The organism is Acidovorax sp. HDW3, assembly GCF_011303755.1.
Taxonomy (GTDB): domain Bacteria; phylum Pseudomonadota; class Gammaproteobacteria; order Burkholderiales; family Burkholderiaceae_C; genus Paenacidovorax.
The window spans coordinates 350579-371147 of sequence record NZ_CP049885.1; the positions used below are offsets into that span (position 1 = coordinate 350579).

Genomic DNA, 20569 nt, shown 5'->3' on the forward strand with positions numbered 1-20569 from the left:
GGCTCTAAGGCTTGCTGGGCAAGCGTGAGTAGCTATCATTTTTATACTGGCCAGATGGCGCCGTTGTCGTTCAGGATGGCGTCCAGTGGCAGGTCGTGGGCCTCGGGCTCGAAGTCGTCGATATAGCCCACGGTGTAGCCCAGGCCGACGGTTGCCGGGCGTGGCTGCAGGGCAGCGAGGGTGCGGTCGTAAAAGCCGCCGCCGTAGCCCAGGCGGTAGCCCCCCGGGCCGTAGCCGACGCAGGGCACGAACAGCAGCGTGGGGCTGAGCAGCTCGGTGTTCTTGGGCTTGGGGATGCCGTAGGCGTCCTCCTCCATCTCGCAGCCGGGGTACCAGGCGTGAAAGGTCAGCGTCTTGTGCTGCTTGTCGATCACCGGCAGGCCGATGCGCCGGCGCTCGGGGGCATCGAGCAGCTCGCCGTCTTCCTTCCAGCGGTGCAAGGCGGGCAGGGGGTCGAACTCGCCCTTGATCGACCAGTAGGCGCCGATGACCGTGTCGGTGCGCCCGAGCAGCCACAGGCGCAGCACGCGCTGCAGGGCTTCGGCGGCGAGCTGGCGATCGGGCAGGGCCAGGCGTTGCGATATCAGTTGGCGGCGCAGGGCGGCTTTGTCCATCACATAATTCCCGGTATGCAATGGCACAAGATTTTGACACCGCTGCTGGCCGCCGCCTGCCTGGGCGCCGCCAGCCCCGCCACCTGGGCCCAGAACGCGGGCGACGAGGTGCTGCTGCAGATGCAGCAGGCGTTTCGCAAGGGTGAGCGCAAAAAGCTCAGCCAGCTGCTGGCGCAGGCCGGCGGCCACCCGCTCGAACCCTGGGCCGCCTACTGGGAGCTGCGCGCGCGCCTCGATGAGGCGCAGCCGCAGGAGCTGCAGGACTTTTTCACGCGCTACGCCGGCAGCTACCAGGAAGACCGGCTGCGCAACGACTGGCTGCTGCTCTTGGGCCAGCGCCGCGACTGGGCGCGCTTTGCCGAGGTGCACCCGCAGTACCGCATGGGCGACGACCGCGAGGTGCGCTGCTACGCGCTCTACGTCGATCTGCTGCGCGGCCAGGCGCCGGCGCAGATAGAGAACCAGGCGCGCAGCCTGTGGTACGCGCAGCGCGACGCCGACGACGGCTGCACGCGCCTGGTGGGCCAGCTCTACAGCGACAAGAAAATCAGCGAGGCCGACATCTGGCGTCGCGCCCAGCAGGCGATGGAGGCCGGGCGCTCGCGCGCCGTGCGCGACGCCGTGGCCATGGTCTCCAGCGACGCGCTGCCCGAGCTGGCGCAGCTGCAGGCATCGCCCACCAAATACCTCACGGGCCGCGCCACGGCGGTGAGCCACCTGCGCCGCGAACTGGTGGCGCTGGCGCTCATCAAGCTCGCCACCAGCGACTACGAGGCCGCCGCCCGCCTGCTGGAACAAAAATGGGGCCCGCAGCTGAGCGTGCAGGAGCGCAACCAGGTCTGGGGCGTGATCGGCAAGCGCGCCGCGCAGCGCCTGTCGGACGAGGCCCCGGGCTACTTCGCCCAGGTCAGCCGCGATGCCGACCTGAGCGACGAGCTGCTGGCCTGGAAGGCGCGCGCCGCGCTGCGCGCCGGGCAGTGGAAGGCCGTGCGCCAGGCGATCGACGCCATGAGCGAGGCCGGGCGTGCCGACAGCACCTGGGTGTATTGGAAGGCGCGCGCCCTGCTCGCCGGCCGCCCGGGCGAGGCCGAGCGCCAGCAGGCGCAGCAGCTGCTGCACAGCATTGCCAGCGCGCGCGGCTTTTACGAGCAGCTGGCGCTGGAGGAGCTGGGTCAGCCCATCATGCTGCCGCTGGCGCCCGCACCCCTGACGGCGGCAGAAAAGGCCGCTGCCCAGGCCAACCCGGCGCTGCAGCGCGGCCTGTACGCCATCCAGATCGGCCTGCGCAGCGAGGGCGTGCGCGAGTGGAACTACGCCACCAACCTGCACCAAAGCGGCGGCATGGGCGACCGCGAGCTGCTCGCCGCCGCCGACCTGGCCTGCCAGCAGCAGGTGTGGGACCGCTGCATCAACACCAGCGAGCGCACGCGTGACGTGGTGGACATGGGCCAGCGCTACCCGACGCCGTTTCGCGCCCAGGTGCTCGAGCGTGCACGCGGCATCGGCTTGGACCCGGCCTACGTCTATGGCCTGATCCGCCAGGAAAGCCGCTTCATCATGGATGCGCGCTCGGGCGTGGGCGCTTCCGGCCTGATGCAGGTCATGCCGGCGACGGCGCGCTGGACGGCCAAGAAAATCGGCCTGGCGGGCTTTAGCCCCGAGCAAATCACCGACCGCGACACCAACATCACCATCGGTACCGCCTACCTCAAGCTGGCGCTGGACGACTTCGCCGGCTCCATGCCGCTGGCCGCCGCCGCCTACAACGCCGGCCCCGGGCGCCCGCGCAACTGGCGCAACGGCCCGCTGCTCGACGCCGCCATCTGGGCCGAGAACGTGCCCTTTACCGAGACGCGCGACTACGTGAAAAAGGTGCTGGCCAACACCGTGAACTACGCCGCCTTGCTCAGCGGCGCGCCGCAGTCGCTCAAGGCGCGCCTGGGCCAGATTGGGCCGCGCGACGCGGCCCAGCCCGAGCCGTACCGCGATTTGCCCTGAATTTCAGGATGAAAATGGCGTGTAAGGCACGCCAGTAAAGCGCGAGCAGCTATTAAAAATATAGCAAATCAGGCGTAGCGCTTGGCCCGCAGGTTGTCTTTCATCTGCTGCAGCAGCGGCTGCAGCGCCGGGCCGATGCGCAGCGCCACGCAGGTGGCGAGCACGTCGATCACCAGCAGGTGCAGCAGGCGCGAGACCATGGGGCTGTAGCGGTCGTAGCCCTCGGGGTGGTCGGCGGCGAGGTGGATGGCGCAGGCGCTGGCCAGGGGCGAGCCGCTGGCGGTGATGGCAATCGTGGTGGCGCCGTTCTTGCGTGCGATGTCGGCCGCGTCCATCAGGTCGCGCGTGCGCCCGGAGTTGCTGATGATGAGGGCGCAGTCGCCGGGGCCGAGCAGCGTCGCGCTCATCACCTGCATGTGGCCGTCGCTCGCCGAGATGCTGGTCACGCCCAGGCGAAAGAACTTGTGCTGCGCATCCTGCGCCACGATGCCGGAGTTGCCGGCGCCGTAGATTTCAATGCGCCGCCCCGTCTGCCAGGTGGCGGCAATGGCTTCGGCCGCCTGCTGCACGGCGGCCGTGCTGGCGGCGTTGCGGTACTGCAAAAAAGCGGCGACGGCGTTGTCCACCACCTTCACCAGCACGTCGCCGGTCTTGTCGTCGGCGTCCACGCTGCGGTGGATGAAGGGCACGCCCTCGCTCACGCTGCCGGCGAGCTTGAGCTTGAAATCGGCCAGGCCGTCGTAGCCCATGCTGCGGCAAAAGCGCACCACGGTGGGCTTGCTCACGTGCGCGCGCGCCGCCAGCTCGCGCACCGGCAGGCGGGCAAAGGCGCGGGCGTCGTGCAGCACGAGGCGGGCCACACGCTGCTCGGCGGGCGCCAGCGAGGGCAGGGAGGCGGTGATGCGGTCGAGCATGGGCAGTCGGTGGCGGCGGGGGGAGGCTGGCGCCGAATGTAACGCGGTTTCAACGCCTGGCGGGGCATACACTTGGGCCGCCGCCTTGTCGGCGACCGCTATTCGTTACAGGACAACACAGGCATGAACCAGCTCGACGCACTCAAGCAATGGACCACCGTGGTCGCCGATACGGGCGACTTTCACCAGCTGGCGCAGTTCCAGCCGCGCGACGCCACCACCAACCCGTCGCTGATCCTCAAGGCGGTGCAAAAGCCCGAGTACGCGCCGCTGCTGCAGGCCACCGTGGCGCGCTACCGGGGGCAGGCGCTCGACGCCGTCATCGACCGCCTGCTGGTGCGTTTTGGCTGCGAGATCCTGGCGCAGATCCCGGGCCGCGTCTCGACCGAGGTCGATGCCCGCCTGTCGTTTGATACGGCGGCCACCGTGGCGCGGGCCGAGCGCCTGATCGAGCTCTACCAGGGCGAGGGCGTGCACATCGACCGCGTGCTCATCAAAATCGCCGCCACCTGGGAGGGCATCGAGGCGGCGCGCAAGCTCGAAAGCAAAGGCATCCACACCAACCTCACGCTGCTGTTCTCCTTTGCCCAGGCGGTGGCCTGCGGTCAGGCCAAGGTGCAGCTGATTTCGCCCTTCGTCGGGCGCATTTATGACTGGTACAAGAAGCAGGCCGGCAGCGGGTGGGACGAGGCCGCCATGGCCGGCGCCAACGATCCGGGCGTGCGTTCGGTGCGCAAGATTTTCGAGTTCTACAAGCACTTCGGCGTTGCCACCGAGGTCATGGGTGCGAGCTTTCGCAACGTGGGCCAGATCCAGGCGCTCGCGGGCTGCGATCTGCTGACCATCGCCCCCGAGCTGCTGGCGCAGCTGGCAAACAACGATGCGCCGCTGCCCTGTGCGCTCGACGCCGAGGCCGCCCGGCACCAGGCGCAGCCCTTTGTGCAGTACGACGAGGCGGGCTTTCGCTACGCCCTCAACGAAGACGCCATGGCGACCGAAAAGCTGGCCGAGGGCATCCGCGCCTTTGCCGCTGACGCGCTCAAACTCGAACAGCTCGTGCTGGCCGCCTGATTGCTACGAACCTCGTAAACTCGCGTGTTACGCCCGCATGACGGGTGGCTCCCATTTTTTCTTTTATGCACCAAGTCGTCATCAGCGGCACCGGCCTGTACCAGCCGCCCTACACCATCAGCAACGCCGAGTTGGTCGAAGCGTTCAACCGCTACGTCGATCAGGAAAACGCGCGCCATGCCGCCGCCATCGAGGCCGGCACGCGTGCGCCGCTGGCGCATTCGAGCGTTGAATTCATCGAGAAAGCCTCCGGCATCCGCCAGCGCTACGTGCTGGAGAAAACCGGCATCCTCGACCCGGCGCGCATGTACCCGCATTACGCCGAGCGCGCCGACGACCAGCTCTCGCTCATGGCCGAGATCGCTGTCGCCGCCGCCGAGCAGGCGCTGGCGCAGGCCGGCAAGAGCGGCGCCGACGTCGATATGGTGCTGTGCGCGGCCTCGAACATGCAGCGCGCCTACCCGGCGATGGCGGTCGAGATCCAGCAGGCGCTGGGCGCGGGCGGCTACGGCTTTGACATGAACGTGGCCTGCTCCTCGGCCACCTTCGCCCTCGAGCAGGCGGTCAACGCCGTGCGCACCGGCAGCGTGCGCTGCGCGCTGGTGGTCAACCCCGAAATCACCTCCGGCCACCACGCCTGGAATGACCGCGACTGCCATTTCATCTTCGGCGACGTGTGTACGGCGCTACTGATCGAGCGCGCCGACCTGGCCACCGCCGCCGACACCTGGGAGGTGCTGGGCACGCAGCTGGCGACGCAGTTCTCCAACAACATCCGCAACAACTTCGGTTTCTTGAACCGCAGCGAAGACAGCGACCCGAACGCCCGCGACAAGACCTTCCGCCAGGAAGGGCGCAAGGTGTTCAAGGAGGTGGTGCCGATCGCCTCGGCGCACATCGAGTCGCACCTGGCGGCGCTGGCGCTGCAGCCGGCGCAGGTGCGCCGCTACTGGCTGCACCAGGCCAACCAGAGCATGAACCAGCTGGTGATCAAGAAGCTCGTCGGCGAGGCCAGCGCCGAGCGCGCGCCGCTGATCCTCGACGAGTTCGCCAACACCGCCTCGGCCGGCTCCATCATTGCCTTTCACAAGCACCGCGCCGATCTGCAGGCGGGCGATGCCGGCGTCATCTGCTCCTTTGGCGCCGGTTACTCCGTTGGCAGCGTAGTCGTGCGCAAGCGCTGATGGCGGCGCCCTTCCTGCGCTGCGACCAGAGCGCTGCCTGGCCCCAGCTGCAGGCGCACGCCCAGCAGCTGCAAGACCTGGACATGCGCCGCGCCTTCGCCCAGGACGGCGGGCGCTTTGCCCACTTCAGCCAGCAGGCGCCGGGGGTGTTTGCCGACCTGTCAAAAAATCTCTGGCAGCCGCAGACCGAGGCCCTGCTGCTGGCCATGGCGGCCGAGTGCGGCCTGGCGGCGCAGCGCGACGCCATGTTTGCCGGCGAGGCCATCAACCGCACCGAGGATCGCGCCGTGCTGCACACCCTGCTGCGCCGCCCGCGTGGCCTGGCGCTGGCGGGAGACCAGCCCTGGCTGGCGCAGGCGCTGCACGAAGTGCACGCCACGCTCGACGCCATGCTCGCCTTTGCCGAGCAGGTGCGCGCCGACGCGGCCATCACCGACATCGTCAACATCGGCATCGGCGGCTCGGACCTGGGGCCGCAGATGGTGGTGCGCGCGCTCGACGCCTACACCCAGCCCGGCCAGCGCCTGCACTTCGTCTCCAACATCGACGGCCACGAGCTGCAATCCGTGCTGCGCCGGCTGCGGCCCGAGAACACCTTGTTCCTGGTCGCCTCCAAGACCTTCACCACGCTGGAGACCATGACCAACGCGCGCTCCGCGCTGGCCTGGTTCCAGGCCCAGGGCGGGCAGGACGTGGCGCGGCATTTTGCCGCCCTCACCGCCTGCCCGGAGAAGGCGGCGGCCTGGGGCATTCGCACCACCTTTGGCTTCTGGGATTGGGTGGGCGGGCGCTATTCGCTGTGGTCGGCCATTGGCCTGCCGATTGCCATTGCCATTGGCAGCGCCGGCTTTCGCCAGCTGCTGGCCGGCGCCCATGCCATGGACATGCATTTTTGCCAGGCGCCGCTGGCGGCCAACCTGCCACTGCGCCTGGCCTTGCTCGATATCTGGTACCGCAATTTTCTCGGCTTCGGCAGCCGCTGCATTGCCCCTTACCACGCGGGCCTGCAGCGCCTGCCAGCGTACTTGCAGCAGCTGGAAATGGAGAGCAACGGCAAGGGCGTGGACATGGCGGGCCAGCCCCTGCCCATGGCCACGGCCCCCATTCTCTGGGGCGAGCCCGGCTGCAACGGCCAGCACGCCTTTTTCCAGATGCTGCACCAGGGGCGCGACCGCTTGCCGCTGGAAATCATTGCCGTGCACCAGGCGGCGCACGCCCTGCCCGGCCACCACCGGCTGCTGCTGGCGAACGCCCTGGCGCAGGCGCAGGCACTGCTCGTGGGGCGCAGCAGCGCCTGCGGCCACCGCCACTTTCCGGGCAACCGCCCGAGCAGCTTCTTCGTCCTCGATGCGCTCACGCCCGAGACCCTGGGCGCCTACCTGGCGCTGCAGGAGCACCGCGTGTTCTGCAGCGGCGCGCTCTGGGGCATCAACAGCTTTGACCAGTGGGGCGTGGAGCTGGGCAAGCAGCTGGCGCTGGAGCTGGTGGCGGGCCTGGAGGGCGGCGCCCTCGATGGGCTCGATGCCTCCACCGCCGGGCTGATTGCGCATCTGATTTAAAAAACAGGCGCAAAAAAAGGGCCGCAGCTGCGGCCCTTTTGTTTTTGGCGCAAGGCCGGGCTGATTACATGCCCATGCCGCCCATACCACCCATGCCGCCCATGTCGGGCATGGCCGGGGCTGCAGCGTCGTCCTTGGGCGCTTCGGCGACCATGCACTCGGTCGTCAGCAGCAGCGAAGCCACGGAAGCGGCGTTCTGCAGCGCGGTGCGGGTGACCTTGGTCGGGTCCAGAATGCCCATCTCCAGCATGTCGCCGTAGGTGTCGTTGGCAGCGTTGAAGCCGTAGTTGCCCTTGCCGTTCAGCACTTCGTTGACCACCACCGAGGCTTCGCCACCGGCGTTGTTCACGATCTCGCGCAGCGGCGCTTCGATGGCCTTGAGGATCAGCTTGATGCCGGCGTCCTGGTCGGCGTTGTCACCCTTGACGGTGCTGCCCACGGCCTGCTTGGCGCGCAGCAGGGCCACGCCACCACCGGCGACGATGCCTTCTTCCACGGCAGCGCGGGTGGCGTGCAGGGCGTCTTCGACGCGGGCCTTCTTTTCCTTCATCTCGACTTCGGTGGCAGCGCCGACCTTGATCACGGCCACGCCGCCAGCGAGCTTGGCCACGCGCTCTTGCAGCTTCTCGCGGTCGTAGTCGCTGGTGGCTTCTTCGATCTGGATGCGCACTTGCTTGACGCGTGCTTCGATGTCGGCTGCGGCGCCCGCACCGTCGATGATGGTGGTGTTTTCCTTGCCGATTTCGACGCGCTTGGCCTGGCCCAGGTCGGCCAGGGAGACTTTCTCCAGGCTCATGCCGACTTCTTCAGCGATGACCTTGCCGCCCGTCAGGATGGCGATGTCTTCGAGCATGGCCTTGCGGCGGTCGCCAAAGCCGGGGGCCTTGACGGCGACAACCTTCAGGATGCCGCGAATGGTGTTGACCACCAGCGTGGCCAGGGCTTCGCCTTCGACGTCTTCAGCAATGATGAGCAGCGGACGGCCAGCCTTGGCCACAGCTTCGAGCGTGGGCAGCAGGTCGCGGATGTTGCTGATCTTCTTGTCGAACAGCAGCACGAAGGGGTTGTCCAGCAGGGCAACTTGCTTCTCGGGGTTGTTGATGAAGTAGGGCGAGAGGTAGCCACGGTCGAACTGCATACCTTCGACCACGTCCAGCTCGTTGTTCAGGCTCTTGCCATCTTCGACGGTGATGACGCCTTCCTTGCCGACCTTGTCCATGGCGTTGGCGATGATTTCGCCGATGCTGGAGTCAGAGTTGGCGGAAATGGAGCCCACCTGGGCGATTTCCTTGCTGGTGGTGGTGGGCTTGGATGCCTTCTTCAGCTCCTCGACCAGGGCGGCGACGGCCTTGTCGATGCCGCGCTTGAGATCCATCGGGTTGATGCCGGCGGCGACGTACTTGCTGCCTTCGCGCACGATGGCCTGGGCCAGCACGGTGGCGGTGGTGGTGCCGTCACCAGCGTTGTCGCTGGTCTTGGAGGCCACTTCCTTCACGAGCTGCGCGCCCATGTTCTGCAGCTTGTCCTTGAGTTCGATTTCCTTGGCCACGGACACGCCGTCCTTGGTCACGGTGGGGGCGCCGAACGAGCGCTCGAGCACCACGTTGCGGCCTTTGGGGCCCAGGGTCACCTTGACCGCGTTGGCCAGGATGTTCACGCCTTCAACCATGCGAGCGCGGGCTTCGCCGCCGAAAACTACGTCTTTTGCTGCCATGTGTGGCTCCTACGAATTTGAATGAAATACGGTTCTAGCGCCCGTCAATCAAGCGCTAGCAGCTATCAATTAAATAGCGATCGGCTTATTTCTCGACGACGGCGAACAGGTCGTCTTCTTTCATGACCAGCAGCTCTTCGCCGTTCATCTTCACGGTTTGGCCGCTGTATTTGCCGAACAGCACGCGGTCGCCGACCTTGACGGTCAGGGCGCTGAGTTCGCCCTTGTCGTTGCGCTTGCCCGGGCCGACGGCCAGCACTTCACCCTGGTCGGGCTTCTCGGCGGCGTTGTCGGGGATGACGATGCCCGAGGCCGTCTTGGTTTCGTTTTCGAGGCGCTTGACGATCACGCGATCGGCGAGGGGACGAAGGTTCATGGTTTCTCCTGAAGATGTACCAAGGGGTGGACCGAACCAGCCTGCAACAGGCTGGCGAATGCATGGGAGGGGTGTTGTTAGCACTCGACCCCAACGAGTGCTAATGATAAGGGCGATTGCGGCGGTTTCAAGAGCCGGGGTTGTGCGTGTCAACCCAGGGGCAGGAACTGGCGCAGGACGTGGAAGTGGTCTTCAAAGAAGGCATCTTCGAGCGCCGCCAGGCTGGCGATGGGCTGCCACTGCGCCTGCGCCGCATCGTCGCCGCCGCGCACCGGCGGCAGGGCAGCGGCGCCAAGATCGAAGTAATGCACGTGCGTCACGGTGCGCCCGCGCTGGCTGCGCCCGGGGTGGTCAAACACCCGCACGGCCTGCAGCGCGGCCTGCATGGCCGCAGCATCGAGCGGCCAATGCGTTTCTTCCTGCAGCTCGCGCAGGCAGGACTGCCACAGCGTGTCCTGCGGCTCCAGAAAGCCCCCGGGCAGCGCCCACAGGCCCTTGCCCGGGGCGTGGGCGCGGCGAATCAGCAGCACCCGGTCCTGGCAGCGCAGCACGGCGTCCACCGTCACGAACACCGGCGGGTAGGGCGCGCCGGCCCAGCTGGCGCGGTAGGCGCGCAGCACCTGCCATTCCTCCTGCAGGGCGGCGTAGGCCGGCAGTTGGGCAAAGGCGGCCAGCCAGGCCAGGGTGCTGGCAGGCATCTGCTCGGCCAGTGGCGCCAGGGCGGCGGGGCTGTTGAAATAGGCGTCGCGGATGGCGGTGGCGTCGATGGCGCCCTGGCGCTCCATGCGGATCAGCTCCCAGCCCGGGAAGGCGCGCAGGTAGTTGCTGCTGGCATCCTTGAAATGGCCGACCAGGCCGATGCGCGCCCCGGGCGTGGTGTGTGCCGCCACCGCCTGTTGCACCGCTTGCTGCACGGCCTGGGCCCAGCGCGGCTCGTCGTAGTAGTCGCGCACGGGCAGCACGGTCAGGCGGGCCTGCTCCGCCTCGGGCAGGGCGGCGCGCAGCAGGGCGGCGCGCTCTTGCCAGGTAAAGGGGTTCTTCGGGCTGCGCGCCTGGTGCGCCGAGCCCACGACCACCACCACCTGCCGCGCCTGCGCCAGCGCCGCCTGCAGCAGTGCCAGATGGCCGTGGTGCACGGGCTGGAAGCGGCCAATGAGGACGGCGGTGTCGAGCATGTGTTTGCTATGAAAAATATAGCTGCTAGCGCTTGGTGGATAAGCGCTGGCGGCTATTTTTCTCACAGCCCCGCCGCTGTGCGCAGCGCTTGGGCTTTGTCCGTCCTCTCCCAGGTGAACTCGGGTTCCTCGCGGCCGAAGTGGCCGTAGGCGGCGGTCTTGCTGTAGATGGGGCGCAGCAGATCGAGCATCTGGATGATGCCCTTGGGGCGCAGGTCGAAGTGCTCCTGCACCAGCTTGGCGATTTCGTGGTCGGGGATCACGCCCGTGCCTTCGGTATAGACCGTCACGTTCATGGGCCGCGCCACGCCGATGGCGTAGGCCACCTGGATCTGGCACTGGCGCGCCAGACCGGCGGCGACGATGTTCTTGGCCACGTAGCGCGCGGCGTAGGCGGCGCTGCGGTCCACCTTCGTCGGGTCCTTGCCGGAAAAAGCGCCGCCGCCATGCGGGCAGGCGCCGCCGTAGGTATCGACGATGATCTTGCGCCCGGTCAGGCCGCAGTCGCCCTGCGGGCCGCCGACGACGAAGCGCCCGGTGGGGTTGATGAGGTATTGGGTGTCCGCCGTGATCCACTCCTTGGGCAGCACGGGCTTGATGATGTCTTCGATCACCGCCTCGACGAAGGCGCTCTTCATCTTGGTGCCGTCGCTCATCTCGGGGCTGTGCTGGCTCGACAGCACCACGGTGTCGATGCTGTGCGGCTTGCCATCGACGTAGCGCATGGTCACCTGGCTCTTGGCGTCCGGGCGCAGGAAGGGCAGGCGGCCATCTTTGCGCAGCTGCGCCTGGCGTTCGACCAGGCGGTGCGCGTAGTAGATGGGCGCGGGCATCAGCTCGGGCGTCTCGTCGCAGGCGTAGCCGAACATCAGGCCCTGGTCGCCGGCGCCGGTGTTGAGGTGGTCGTCGCTGGCGTGATCGACGCCCTGGGCGATGTCGTTGCTCTGCTTGTCGTAGGCCACGAGCACGGCGCAGCCTTTGTAGTCGATGCCGTACTCGGTGTTGTCGTAGCCGATGCGCTTGATGGTGTCGCGCGCCACCTGGATGTAGTCCACGTGGGCGTTGGTGGTGATTTCACCGGCGAGCACCACCAGGCCGGTGTTGCACAGCGTCTCGGCAGCGACGCGCGAGCGCGGGTCTTGCGCAAAAATTGCGTCCAGGATGGCGTCCGAGATCTGGTCGGCGACCTTGTCGGGGTGGCCTTCAGAGACGGATTCGGAGGTGAAGAGAAAGTCGTTCGCCATTTGAATAAACTCCACAGGTTGCAGCATTTTGGGCGTTGCCCTTGCTCTGGGAGCTTGGCGAACGCTTTAGCAGTTTTGTTTACCGTCGCCCTGCAAGTTGCTCATTTAACTCGGCGACCAAGCCTGTATTTTAATGCCTTTGATCTTCCGGTTTTTGTCCTTGTGGCCTTTGTGGCTGCTGCACGGCCTGGGCGCGGCCCTGGGCTGGGTGGCGTTTGTGGCCTCGGCCACGTACCGGCGCCGGTTTCTGGCCCACGCGCAGCTGGCGGGCTACGGCTTTGCGCAGGTGCGCGCCGCTGTCGGTCACGCCGGGCGCATGGTGGCCGAGCTGCCGCGCCTGTGGCTCGGGGCGCCGCTCGCTTGCGACATCGTGAATGCCGAGTGCGTCGAGCGTGCCTGGGCGGCGGGCCGGGGCATTGTGTTCCTGACGCCGCACCTGGGCTGCTTTGAACTCTCGGTGCAGGCGGCGGCGCAGCGCTGGGCGGGCGCGCATGGCGCCATCACCGTGCTCTACCGCCCGGCACGCCAGCCCTGGCTGGCCACCATCATGCGCACCGCGCGCAACCGTCCGGGGGTGCAGGCGGTGCCCACCGATCTCTCGGGCGTGCGCCAGATGCTCAAGGCCCTGCGCCGGGGCCGGGCCGTGGGCCTGCTGCCCGACCAGGTTCCGCCCGAGGGCCAGGGCCAGTGGGCGCCGTTTTTTGGCCGTCCGGCCTACACCATGACCCTGGCGGCACGCCTGGCACAGCAAACCGGTGCCAGCGTGCTGCTGGCGCGCTGCGAGCGCCGCGCCTGGGGCCGTGGCTACACCTTGATTCTGGAGGAATTGCCTGTGCCCCTGTCCGATCAGCTCGACGCTGCCGTGCTGCAGCTCAACCAGGCGATGGAGGCCACCATCGGCCAATGCCCGCAGCAGTACCTGTGGGGCTATGCGCGCTACAAGCAGCCGCGCGTGGAGGCCCAGGCATGATGGCGCGCGCCGGCATCTGGTTCATGCAGTCCCTGGCCCGGCTGCCGCTGTCGTGGCTGCGCGCCCTGGGCTGGCTGCTGGGGCAGGTTTTGTACCTGCTGGTGTGGCCGCGCCGGCGCGTGGCGCTGCGCAACCTGCAGCTGTGCTACCCCGAGGCCAGCGCCGCCCAGCGCCGCACCTGGGCACGCCAGACCTTTGTGTATTTCTGCCAGGCCTGGCTCGATCGCAGCTGGCTGTGGTCGGCGCCGCAGGCGGTGGTGGCGCAGCGCGTGCAGCTGCAAGGGGCGCTGCACGAGCTCGACGGCACGACGCCGACGATCTTGTTCGCGCCGCACTTCTACGGCATGGACGCTGGCGGCCTGGCGCTGCCGCTGCACACGGCACGGGCCTTCACCTCGATTTTTTCCACCCATCCCAATCCCGCGATCGACGCCTGGTTCATGGCCGGGCGCCAGCGCTTTGGCGAGGTGCGGATGCTCAACCGCGCCGACGGCGTCAAGCCCATCATCGCCAACCTGCGCCAAGGGGGGCTGCTGTACCTGCTGCCGGACATGGACTTTGGCGCCAAGGAGTCGATCTTCGTGCCGTATTTTGGCCAGCAGGCGGCCACCGTGCCCTCGCTCTCGCGCTTTGCACGCCTGGGCCGCGCCAAGGTGCTGGGCATGTACACGCGCATGACGCCCACCGGCTACGTGGCCGAGATCACCCCGGCCTGGGACAACTTCCCGACCGAGGACGTGGTGGCCGACACCACGCGCATGAACCGCGAGTTGCAAGCGGCCATCGCCACCATGCCGGGCCAGTACTACTGGGTGCACAAGCGCTTCAAGACCCGGCCTGAGGGGCAGTCGTCGGTGTATTGAGGGTGTTTTATGGCGCTAGGAGCCTGTCGGACTTGGAGCGTCGAAAGCGAAAATCGGCCCCAGCGAGACCAGTTTTTGCCGGATTGGCAGCCCAATAGCCGAGCTATTGGGCAAAAAGACGGTGTTCTCGAAGAGCGGCGAAGCCAAAAATGGGCCGCTGCGGTCGATTTGCAGCCGACGATTTCCAAGTCCGACAGGCTCCTAACGCTTGTCTATCAAGCGCTAACAGCTATCATTTTTATAGCTATTCTGGGCTATCTGCAGTGGGCGTAGGCGCAATGTCCTGCGCCTCGGGGGCCTGGGCGGCCTCGGCCTGCGGCGGGTGCGCCCATTGCCACAGCAGCTGCGCCACGTCCTCCACGCCCTGTTTCTTGAGTGCCGAGAACAGGCGCACCTCGCCGCCGCCGGCGTTCAGACGCGTAATCGACAGCACCTTGGCCTGCTCGGCGCGCGTCAGTTTGTCGGCCTTGGTCAGCAGCACCAAAAACTTCAGCCCCGCTTCGACGCGCGGGCGCACCACTTCGAGCAGCGCCTCGTCGAGCTCGGTCAGCCCCAGGCGCGGATCGCACAGCAGCACGATGCCCGTAAGCCCCTTGCGGCTGACGAGGTAGTTGGCCATCACCTGCTGCCAGCGCTGCTTGTCGCTGCGCGAGACGGCGGCGTAGCCGTAGCCTGGCAGATCGGCGAGCACGGCGTCCGTCACGCCTTGCTTGCCCAGGGCAAAGAGGTTGATGTGCTGCGTGCGTCCGGGTTTTTTGGAGGCAAAAGCGAGCTGGCGCTGCTGCGTCAAGGTGTTGATGCAGGTGGACTTGCCGGCGTTGGAGCGGCCGACGAAGGCGAACTCCGGCACCTCGACGGGCGGCAGCTGGTGCAACTGCGCAGCGGTAGTGAAAAAGCGCGCCGTGTGCATCCAGCCCATGGCGGTTTTTGCGTCGGGTACGCCGAGGGGGGAAGGGGCTGCATTAGATGCAGCGCAAAGCTTGGTCATGGGAGATGGGGATGCCGTAATCCCTCATTGTAGAATTGCGCGGATTTTCCCTGACATGACATAACCAGACTGCCCTCGATATGAAGTTGCTCGCCTCCTTGCTGACAGCTGCCGCTCTGGTGGCCCCTGCGCTCTCCGCTTTTGCTGCCGACCAGGCCCCGGCCAAGCCCGACCTGACCAAAGGGGAGGCCAGCTACGCTGCCGTGTGCGCCGCCTGCCACGGTGCCGATGGCAATTCCGCCATCCCAACCCAGCCCAGCCTGGCGCAGCAGCACCCTGAATACCTGGCCAAGCAGCTGCAGGAATTCAAGTCCGGCAAGCGCGCCGACGCCATCATGGCCGGCATGGCTGCGATTCTCACCGACGAGGACGTGAAGAACGTCTCCGCCTGGCTCGCCACGCAGCAGGCCAAGCCCGGCGCGGCGCAAGACAAGGAACTCGTCGGCCTGGGCGAGCGCATCTATCGCGGTGGCCTGCAAGATCGCCACATTGCCGCCTGCGCCGGCTGCCACAGCCCCAACGGTGCTGGCATTCCGGCCCAGTACCCGCGTCTGTCGGGTCAGCACGCTGAATACACCGTCGTCCAGCTCAACGCCTTCCGCGACGGCAAGCGTGCCAACAGCCCGCAAATGACCGGCGTCGCCGCCAAGATGACGGACCGCGAGATCAAGGCCGTGTCGGACTACATTGCCGGGTTGCGCTGATAGTTATTGATTCGCGTCAAAATCCGGGCGCCACTTTGGCATAGCCCCCGGAACCTTTCGCCCACGAGCAATCCCAACAAAGGCGGGCCCATCGCAGACGATGGTTCCGCCTTTTGTATTTTTGGCGCCCTTCATGACGGACTCCACCCACGGCCTTCGTATTCATTCCCGCTCCCAGGTGCTGCGCGCTGCGGTGGAGTTGCTGTCGTCGATGCGCTTTGCCATCGCCTTGTTGACGGTGATCTGCATTGCGTCGGTCATTGGTACCGTGCTCAAGCAGCAAGAGCCCCTGGTCAACTATGTCAACCAGTTTGGACCGTTCTGGGCCGAGCTGTTTCTGGCGCTCAAGCTCAACGCGGTGTACAGCGCCTGGTGGTTCTTGCTGATTCTGGCTTTTCTCGTCGTCAGCACCTCGCTGTGCGTGGCGCGCCACACGCCCAAGTACCTGGCCGATCTGCGCAATTACAAAGAAAACATCCGGGTGCAGAACCTGCAAGCCTTCCACCACAAGGCGCAGGCGGATGTGGCCGATGCCACCAGCGAGGTGGCAGCGCAGCGCATTGGCCAGCTGCTGGTCAGCGGCGGCTGGAAGGTGCGCCTGCAGCAGCGCAGCACGCCCCAGGGCGAAGGCTGGATGGTGGCCGCCAAAACCGGGGGGCTGCACAAGATTGGCTACATCGCCGCGCACAGCGCCATCGTGCTCATTTGCCTGGGCGGCCTGCTCGATGGCGACCTGATCGTGCGCGCGCAGATGTGGCTGGGCGGCAAGACGCCGTTCACCGGCAGCGGCACGGTGTCGCAGGTCGGGCCCGAGCATTTCCTGTCGGAGCGCAACCCCACGTTCCGGGGCAACCTGGTGGTGTCCGAGGGCGGGCAGTCGAGTACGGCGGTGCTCACGCAGTCCGACGGCATCTTGCTGCAGGAGCTGCCCTTTAGCGTCGAGCTGAAAAAATTCATCGTCGAGCATTACGACACCGGAATGCCCAAGCTCTTTGCCAGCGAGGTCGTGATCCACGACAAGGCCACAGGCGAGAAGGTCGAGCAGCGCATCGAGGTCAACCACCCCGGCCACTACAAGGGCGTGGAGATTTACCAGTCGAGCTTTGACGACGGCGGCTCGCACCTCAAACTGCGCGCCGTGCCCATGGCGGCGGGCGTGCAGCCGTTCGCGGTGCAGGGCCAGGTTGGTGGCCAAACGGCCATTACGGACCCGGTCAGCGGCGAGAAACTCACACTTGAATTTACCGGCCTGCGCACCATCAACGTCGAGAACATGGAAGACGAGGCCTCTGGTGCCGATGTGCGCAAGGTTGATCTGCGCAGCGCCATCGAGGAACGCCTGGGTGCAGGCCACAAGACGGCGACGAAAAAAGACCTGCGCAACGTCGGCCCGAGCGTGAGCTACAAGCTGCGCGACGGCGCCGGCCAGGCGCGCGAGTACAACAACTACCAGCTGCCGGTCGATCTGGGCGAGGGCGTGCCCCTGTACCTGCTGGGCGTGCGCGAGAGCCCGAGCCAGCCCATGCGCTACCTGCGCATTCCTGCCGATGAGCAGGGCAACCTCGACGGCTTCCTGCGTCTGCGCGCGGCCCTGAACGACCCGGCCATGCGCGAGCGCGCCGTGCAGGCTTACGTGGCCGAGGCCGTCGATCCGGCGCGCAAGGAGCTGCGCGCGCAGCTGGCCGTGTCGGCGCAGCGCGCGCTGGGGCTGTACGCCGGCACGCGCGGCGAAGATGGCCAATGGCATGGTGGTCTCAAGGCCATCTCCGACTTCATGGAGGCGGGCGTGCCCGAGGCCGAGCGCGAGCGTGCGGGCGAGGTCTTTATCCGCATCCTCAACGGCGCCCTGTTCGAGCTGGCGCAGCTCAGCCGCACCCAGGCCGGCCTGGCGCCCATGCAGCCGAGTGCCCACACCCAAGCCTTCATGACGCAGGCCGTGTTCGCCCTGAGCGACGCGCAGATTTACCCCGCCCCCATCGCCTTTGCGCTGGAGGACTTCCAGCAGGTGCAGGCCAGCGTCTTCCAGGTGGCGCGGGCGCCGGGCAAGAACGTGGTCTATCTGGGCTGCGCCTTCCTCATCCTGGGCGTGTTCGCCATGCTCTACATCCGTGACCGGCGCATCTGGGTCTGGCTGGCACCGCAGGACGGGCGCGTGCACGCCACCATGGCGCTGTCGAGCAACCGCAAAACCCTCGACGGCGACCGCGACTTCGCCGACCTCAGCCGCAAACTCATTGGCGCGCAGGCGCCGGGAGCCTCCACATGAACACCGCGACCACCACGCTGACCCTGAACGAAGGGTATTTTTCCCGCCGCAACTGGTTTGACTGGCTGTTTGCCCTGCTCGTCGTCGCTGGCGGCCTGTTTGCCTTGCAGCGCTACGCTGCCTTCATGGATGGGTATGAAAAAGGCATTCTGCTGTGCACCATCCCGAGCTTGATCTGGTTGGGCTGGTTCTGGCGCCCGCTGGCAACGCTGATGCTGGCCGTGGCCGGTCTGTCGCTGCTGGCGCTGGGTCTGTACCAAGGGGCCGATGGCGGCAGCCTGGCGCGGGCCGATGCCGTGTTCGGCCTTAAATACTTCCTCTCCAGTCAATCGGCCATTTTGTGGATGAGCATGTTGTTCTTCATGAGCACGCTGTTCTACTGGATCGGCATGTTCACGCGCGGCCAGGGCGACGTCATGGCACTGGTCGGTTCGCGCCTGGCCTGGGTGGCGGTGGCGCTGGCGCTGATCGGCACCATGGTGCGCTGGTACGAAAGTTACCTCGTCGGCCCCGACGTCGGCCATATCCCGGTGAGCAATCTGTACGAAGTCTTCGTCATGTTCTGCTGGATGACGGCGCTGTTCTACCTGTACTACGAAAAGCAGTACGAGACCCGCGCCCTGGGCGCCTTCGTCATGCTGGTGGTGAGTGCGGCGGTGGGCTTTTTGCTCTGGTATTCGGTGGTGCGCGAGGCACACCAGATCCAGCCCCTGGTGCCGGCCCTCAAAAGCTGGTGGATGAAGCTGCACGTGCCGGCCAACTTCATCGGCTACGGCACGTTCGCGCTCTCGGCCATGGTGGCGTTTGCCTACCTCATCAAGCAGCAGGCGGGCGAGACGCGCTGGTACAAGCTGGCGCCGCTGTGGATTTTGGGCATGGTGCTGTGCTTCGAGCCCATCGTGTTCCGCCAAAAAGGCGTGGAAGGCGGCAGCAGCTACTGGATGGTGTACTTCGGCATCTCGGCGCTCATCGTCGGCGGCATTTTGCTCGCGCGCCAGCGCATTGCGGCCCAGCTGCCGGCGTTTGAGATCCTCGATGACCTGATGTACAAGGCGATTGCCGTTGGTTTTGCCTTCTTCACCATCGCCACCGTGCTGGGCGCGCTCTGGGCTGCCGAAGCCTGGGGCGGTTACTGGAGCTGGGACCCGAAGGAAACCTGGGCGCTGATCGTCTGGCTGAACTACGCCGCCTGGCTGCACATGCGCCTGGTCAAGGGCTTGCGCGGTACGGTCTCCGCCTGGTGGGCGCTGACCGGCCTGGTGGTCACGACCTTTGCCTTCCTCGGCGTGAACATGTTCCTCTCCGGCCTGCACAGCTACGGCACGCTGTAAACCCGTCGGATGCCCCAGCAAAAAGCCCTGCAATGCAGGGCTTTTTGCTATTTATTTAGGAGCTGCTCGCGCTTGCTGGATAAGCGTTGGCGGCTCTTTTTATGCTATGGCAGCAGGCGCTCGTGGGCAAAGGTCTGGGCGGCGCTCTCGCGCGGGCGGATCAGCGTCGTCTGCGCGCCATCGACCAGCAGCTCGGCAGCGCGCCCGCGCGTGTTGTAGTTGCTGGCCATGGAGGCGCAGTAGGCGCCGGTGGAGAGCACGGCGAGCTTGTCGCCCGGCTGCACCGCCAGGTGGCGTTCGCGCCCGAGCCAGTCGCCGCTCTCGCACACCGGGCCGACCACGTCGTACAGGCAGCGCACGCCTTCCGGGCGCGGCTGCAGCGGCACGATGGCGTGGTAGGCCTCGTACATGGCCGGACGCGGCAGGTCGTTCATGGCGGCATCGACGATGCAGAAATTTTTCTGCTCGCCCGGCTTCAAGTACAGCACCTCGGTCAGGCAGACGCCGGCGTTGCCCACCAGCGAGCGCCCGGGCTCGATCATGATCTTGCGCCCGCCGTAGCCGCGTGCGTCGAGCTGGGCCAGCAGCGCCGTCCACAGCGCGTCGGCCGCTGGCGGCTGCTCGTCGTGGTAGGTGATGCCCAGGCCACCACCAAAATCGAGGTGCTCGATGGTGATGCCGGCGGCCTCGATCGCTTGCACCAGATCGAGCACGCGCTCGATGGCGTCGCGGTACGGCGCCAGCTCGGTGATCTGCGAGCCGATGTGGCAGTCAATGCCGACCACGCGCAGCCCCGGCAGGCTGGCTGCGCGCTGGTAGGTGGCCAGGGTGCGCTCGTGCGCAATGCCAAATTTGTTGCCCTTGAGGCCGGTGGAGATGTAGGGATGGGTCTTGGCGTCCACGTTCGGGTTCACGCGGATGCTCACCGGCGCGCGCAGGCCCAGCTCCAGGGCGACCTGGTTGAGCACCTCCAGTTCGGCTTCGCTCTCGACGTTGAAGCAGCCAATGCCCGCTTGCAGCGCCTGGCGCATTTCGGCGCGGGTTTTACCGACGCCGGAAAAAATCACCTTTGCGGGGTCGCCACCGGCGGCCAGCACGCGCGCGAGTTCGCCGCCGGAGACGATGTCAAAGCCGCAACCGGCGCGTGCGAACAGCTGCAGCACGGCCAGCGACGAGTTGGCCTTCATGGCGTAGCAAATTTGCACCTGGCGCCCGGCAAAGCCGCACTGGTAGGCGGCCAGGGCCTGCAGCATGGCGGCCTTGGAATAGACGTACAGCGGCGTGCCGTATTCCTGGGCCAGCGCGGCCAGGGGCTGGCCTTCGAGGCAGAGTTCGGCGCCTTGGTAGGCAAGGTGCGGGTGGCCGGGCAGGGCAGGGGCGGTCATGGAGCGGTGCGGGGGGCAGTGGAGGAGGAGGGGGGCGCGTCGGCGCTGCGCGTGGGCAGCTGCGGCGTCAGCGTCTGGGGCAGGCTGGCGCGCTCACGGGCGGCAGGCTCTTGCGGCAGGTACAGGTCGCCGGTCTGGCCGCAGGCGACCAGGGTGGCCGCAGCCGCAGCAAGGGCTAATACCCTGACTAGAATTTGGCTGGCTTTGAACATG

18 protein-coding genes are annotated in these 20569 nt (G+C 66.8%); 9 read left to right on the top strand and 9 right to left on the bottom strand.

What is annotated here, in order from left to right; genetic code table 11:
• Positions 1-41: 41 nt before the first annotated feature.
• Entirely contained in the window at positions 42-614 is a 573-nt protein-coding gene (locus tag G7045_RS01540; protein ID WP_166156331.1) for a 5-formyltetrahydrofolate cyclo-ligase, read from the bottom strand.
• A gap of 15 nt (positions 615-629) precedes the next feature.
• Between G7045_RS01540 and G7045_RS01545 the strand changes: the two genes are divergently transcribed.
• Entirely contained in the window at positions 630-2612 is a 1983-nt protein-coding gene (locus G7045_RS01545; RefSeq protein WP_166156334.1) for a lytic transglycosylase domain-containing protein, read from the top strand.
• Between the two features lie 68 nt (positions 2613-2680).
• Here G7045_RS01545 and G7045_RS01550 read toward each other — a convergent pair whose 3' ends face one another.
• Positions 2681-3526, bottom strand: a complete 846-nt coding sequence (locus G7045_RS01550; RefSeq protein WP_166156337.1) for a MurR/RpiR family transcriptional regulator — start codon at positions 3524-3526, stop codon at positions 2681-2683.
• A 123-nt stretch (positions 3527-3649) separates the two neighbouring features.
• Between G7045_RS01550 and tal the strand changes: the two genes are divergently transcribed.
• The 3 genes from tal (at position 3650) to pgi (ending at position 7340) form a co-directional block, all read left to right on the top strand.
• Positions 3650-4597 (top strand): transaldolase, encoded by a 948-nt coding sequence (gene tal / locus G7045_RS01555; RefSeq protein ID WP_166156340.1) that lies wholly within the window; start codon positions 3650-3652, stop codon positions 4595-4597.
• Between the two features lie 65 nt (positions 4598-4662).
• Positions 4663-5781, top strand: coding sequence for a beta-ketoacyl-ACP synthase III (locus G7045_RS01560; RefSeq protein ID WP_166156343.1), 1119 nt, complete (start codon positions 4663-4665; stop codon positions 5779-5781).
• On the top strand, positions 5781-7340 hold the full coding sequence (gene pgi, locus G7045_RS01565) for a glucose-6-phosphate isomerase (protein ID WP_166156346.1): 1560 nt from the start codon (positions 5781-5783) through the stop codon (positions 7338-7340). Before G7045_RS01560 ends, pgi begins: the two co-directional genes overlap by 1 nt.
• Positions 7341-7404: 64 nt before the next feature.
• Here the strand turns inward: pgi and groL are convergent, their stop codons facing one another.
• The 4 genes from groL to metK form a co-directional block, all read right to left on the bottom strand.
• A complete protein-coding gene (gene groL, locus G7045_RS01570) occupies positions 7405-9054 on the bottom strand; it encodes a chaperonin GroEL (protein WP_166156349.1) in 1650 nt (549 codons plus the stop codon).
• Positions 9055-9139: 85 nt separating this feature from the next.
• Entirely contained in the window at positions 9140-9430 is a 291-nt protein-coding gene (gene groES, locus G7045_RS01575) for a co-chaperone GroES (protein ID WP_166156352.1), read from the bottom strand.
• 149 nt (positions 9431-9579) lie between these two features.
• A complete protein-coding gene (locus tag G7045_RS01580; protein WP_166156355.1) occupies positions 9580-10605 on the bottom strand; it encodes a bifunctional nicotinamide-nucleotide adenylyltransferase/Nudix hydroxylase in 1026 nt (341 codons plus the stop codon).
• 62 nt (positions 10606-10667) lie between these two features.
• Entirely contained in the window at positions 10668-11849 is a 1182-nt protein-coding gene (gene metK, locus G7045_RS01585; protein WP_166156358.1) for a methionine adenosyltransferase, read from the bottom strand.
• 133 nt (positions 11850-11982) lie between these two features.
• Between metK and G7045_RS01590 the strand changes: the two genes are divergently transcribed.
• Together G7045_RS01590 and G7045_RS01595 are read left to right on the top strand one after the other, a co-directional pair.
• Positions 11983-12819, top strand: a complete 837-nt coding sequence (locus G7045_RS01590; RefSeq protein ID WP_166156361.1) for a lysophospholipid acyltransferase family protein — start codon at positions 11983-11985, stop codon at positions 12817-12819.
• A complete protein-coding gene (locus tag G7045_RS01595; RefSeq protein WP_166156364.1) occupies positions 12816-13682 on the top strand; it encodes a lysophospholipid acyltransferase family protein in 867 nt (288 codons plus the stop codon). Before G7045_RS01590 ends, G7045_RS01595 begins: the two co-directional genes overlap by 4 nt.
• 244 nt (positions 13683-13926) lie before the next feature.
• Here the strand turns inward: G7045_RS01595 and yihA are convergent, their stop codons facing one another.
• Positions 13927-14601 carry a ribosome biogenesis GTP-binding protein YihA/YsxC gene (yihA, locus tag G7045_RS01600; RefSeq protein ID WP_370521686.1) on the bottom strand — a complete coding sequence of 225 codons (675 nt, stop codon included), beginning with the start codon at positions 14599-14601 and terminating at the stop codon, positions 13927-13929.
• A 149-nt stretch (positions 14602-14750) separates the two neighbouring features.
• Between yihA and G7045_RS01605 the strand changes: the two genes are divergently transcribed.
• From G7045_RS01605 to ccsB, 3 genes are all read left to right on the top strand, one after another.
• A complete protein-coding gene (locus tag G7045_RS01605; protein WP_166156370.1) occupies positions 14751-15374 on the top strand; it encodes a cytochrome c in 624 nt (207 codons plus the stop codon).
• 133 nt (positions 15375-15507) lie between these two features.
• Positions 15508-17640: a cytochrome c biogenesis protein ResB gene (locus G7045_RS01610; RefSeq protein WP_166156373.1), complete on the top strand. Its 2133-nt coding sequence runs from the start codon at positions 15508-15510 to the stop codon at positions 17638-17640.
• Positions 17637-18971, top strand: a complete 1335-nt coding sequence (gene ccsB / locus G7045_RS01615; protein WP_166156376.1) for a c-type cytochrome biogenesis protein CcsB — start codon at positions 17637-17639, stop codon at positions 18969-18971. Before G7045_RS01610 ends, ccsB begins: the two co-directional genes overlap by 4 nt.
• 104 nt (positions 18972-19075) lie before the next feature.
• Here ccsB and lysA read toward each other — a convergent pair whose 3' ends face one another.
• Both lysA and G7045_RS01625 read right to left on the bottom strand, forming a co-directional pair.
• Positions 19076-20356 (bottom strand): diaminopimelate decarboxylase, encoded by a 1281-nt coding sequence (lysA, locus tag G7045_RS01620; RefSeq protein ID WP_166156379.1) that lies wholly within the window; start codon positions 20354-20356, stop codon positions 19076-19078.
• The gene (locus G7045_RS01625) at positions 20353-20568 is read right to left on the bottom strand and encodes a lipoprotein (protein ID WP_166156382.1); all 216 of its coding nucleotides are present in this window, start codon (positions 20566-20568) and stop codon (positions 20353-20355) included. Before G7045_RS01625 ends, lysA begins: the two co-directional genes overlap by 4 nt.
• Between the last annotated feature and the right edge of the window lies 1 nt (position 20569).

Bases quoted from the DNA above. Each gene is read 5' to 3' on its own strand.
- G7045_RS01540 (WP_166156331.1), bottom strand. From the start codon at position 614: ATGGACAAAGCCGCCCTGCGCCGCCAACTGATATCGCAACGCCTGGCC.
- G7045_RS01545 (WP_166156334.1), top strand. From the start codon at position 630: ATGCAATGGCACAAGATTTTGACACCGCTGCTGGCCGCCGCCTGCCTG.
- G7045_RS01550 (WP_166156337.1), bottom strand. From the start codon at position 3,526: ATGCTCGACCGCATCACCGCCTCCCTGCCCTCGCTGGCGCCCGCCGAG.
- tal (WP_166156340.1), top strand. From the start codon at position 3,650: ATGAACCAGCTCGACGCACTCAAGCAATGGACCACCGTGGTCGCCGAT.
- G7045_RS01560 (WP_166156343.1), top strand. From the start codon at position 4,663: ATGCACCAAGTCGTCATCAGCGGCACCGGCCTGTACCAGCCGCCCTAC.
- pgi (WP_166156346.1), top strand. From the start codon at position 5,781: ATGGCGGCGCCCTTCCTGCGCTGCGACCAGAGCGCTGCCTGGCCCCAG.
- groL (WP_166156349.1), bottom strand. From the start codon at position 9,054: ATGGCAGCAAAAGACGTAGTTTTCGGCGGCGAAGCCCGCGCTCGCATG.
- groES (WP_166156352.1), bottom strand. From the start codon at position 9,430: ATGAACCTTCGTCCCCTCGCCGATCGCGTGATCGTCAAGCGCCTCGAA.
- G7045_RS01580 (WP_166156355.1), bottom strand. From the start codon at position 10,605: ATGCTCGACACCGCCGTCCTCATTGGCCGCTTCCAGCCCGTGCACCAC.
- metK (WP_166156358.1), bottom strand. From the start codon at position 11,849: ATGGCGAACGACTTTCTCTTCACCTCCGAATCCGTCTCTGAAGGCCAC.
- G7045_RS01590 (WP_166156361.1), top strand. From the start codon at position 11,983: ATGCCTTTGATCTTCCGGTTTTTGTCCTTGTGGCCTTTGTGGCTGCTG.
- G7045_RS01595 (WP_166156364.1), top strand. From the start codon at position 12,816: ATGATGGCGCGCGCCGGCATCTGGTTCATGCAGTCCCTGGCCCGGCTG.
- yihA (WP_370521686.1), bottom strand. From the start codon at position 14,601: ATGGGCTGGATGCACACGGCGCGCTTTTTCACTACCGCTGCGCAGTTG.
- G7045_RS01605 (WP_166156370.1), top strand. From the start codon at position 14,751: ATGAAGTTGCTCGCCTCCTTGCTGACAGCTGCCGCTCTGGTGGCCCCT.
- G7045_RS01610 (WP_166156373.1), top strand. From the start codon at position 15,508: ATGACGGACTCCACCCACGGCCTTCGTATTCATTCCCGCTCCCAGGTG.
- ccsB (WP_166156376.1), top strand. From the start codon at position 17,637: ATGAACACCGCGACCACCACGCTGACCCTGAACGAAGGGTATTTTTCC.
- lysA (WP_166156379.1), bottom strand. From the start codon at position 20,356: ATGACCGCCCCTGCCCTGCCCGGCCACCCGCACCTTGCCTACCAAGGC.
- G7045_RS01625 (WP_166156382.1), bottom strand. From the start codon at position 20,568: ATGTTCAAAGCCAGCCAAATTCTAGTCAGGGTATTAGCCCTTGCTGCG.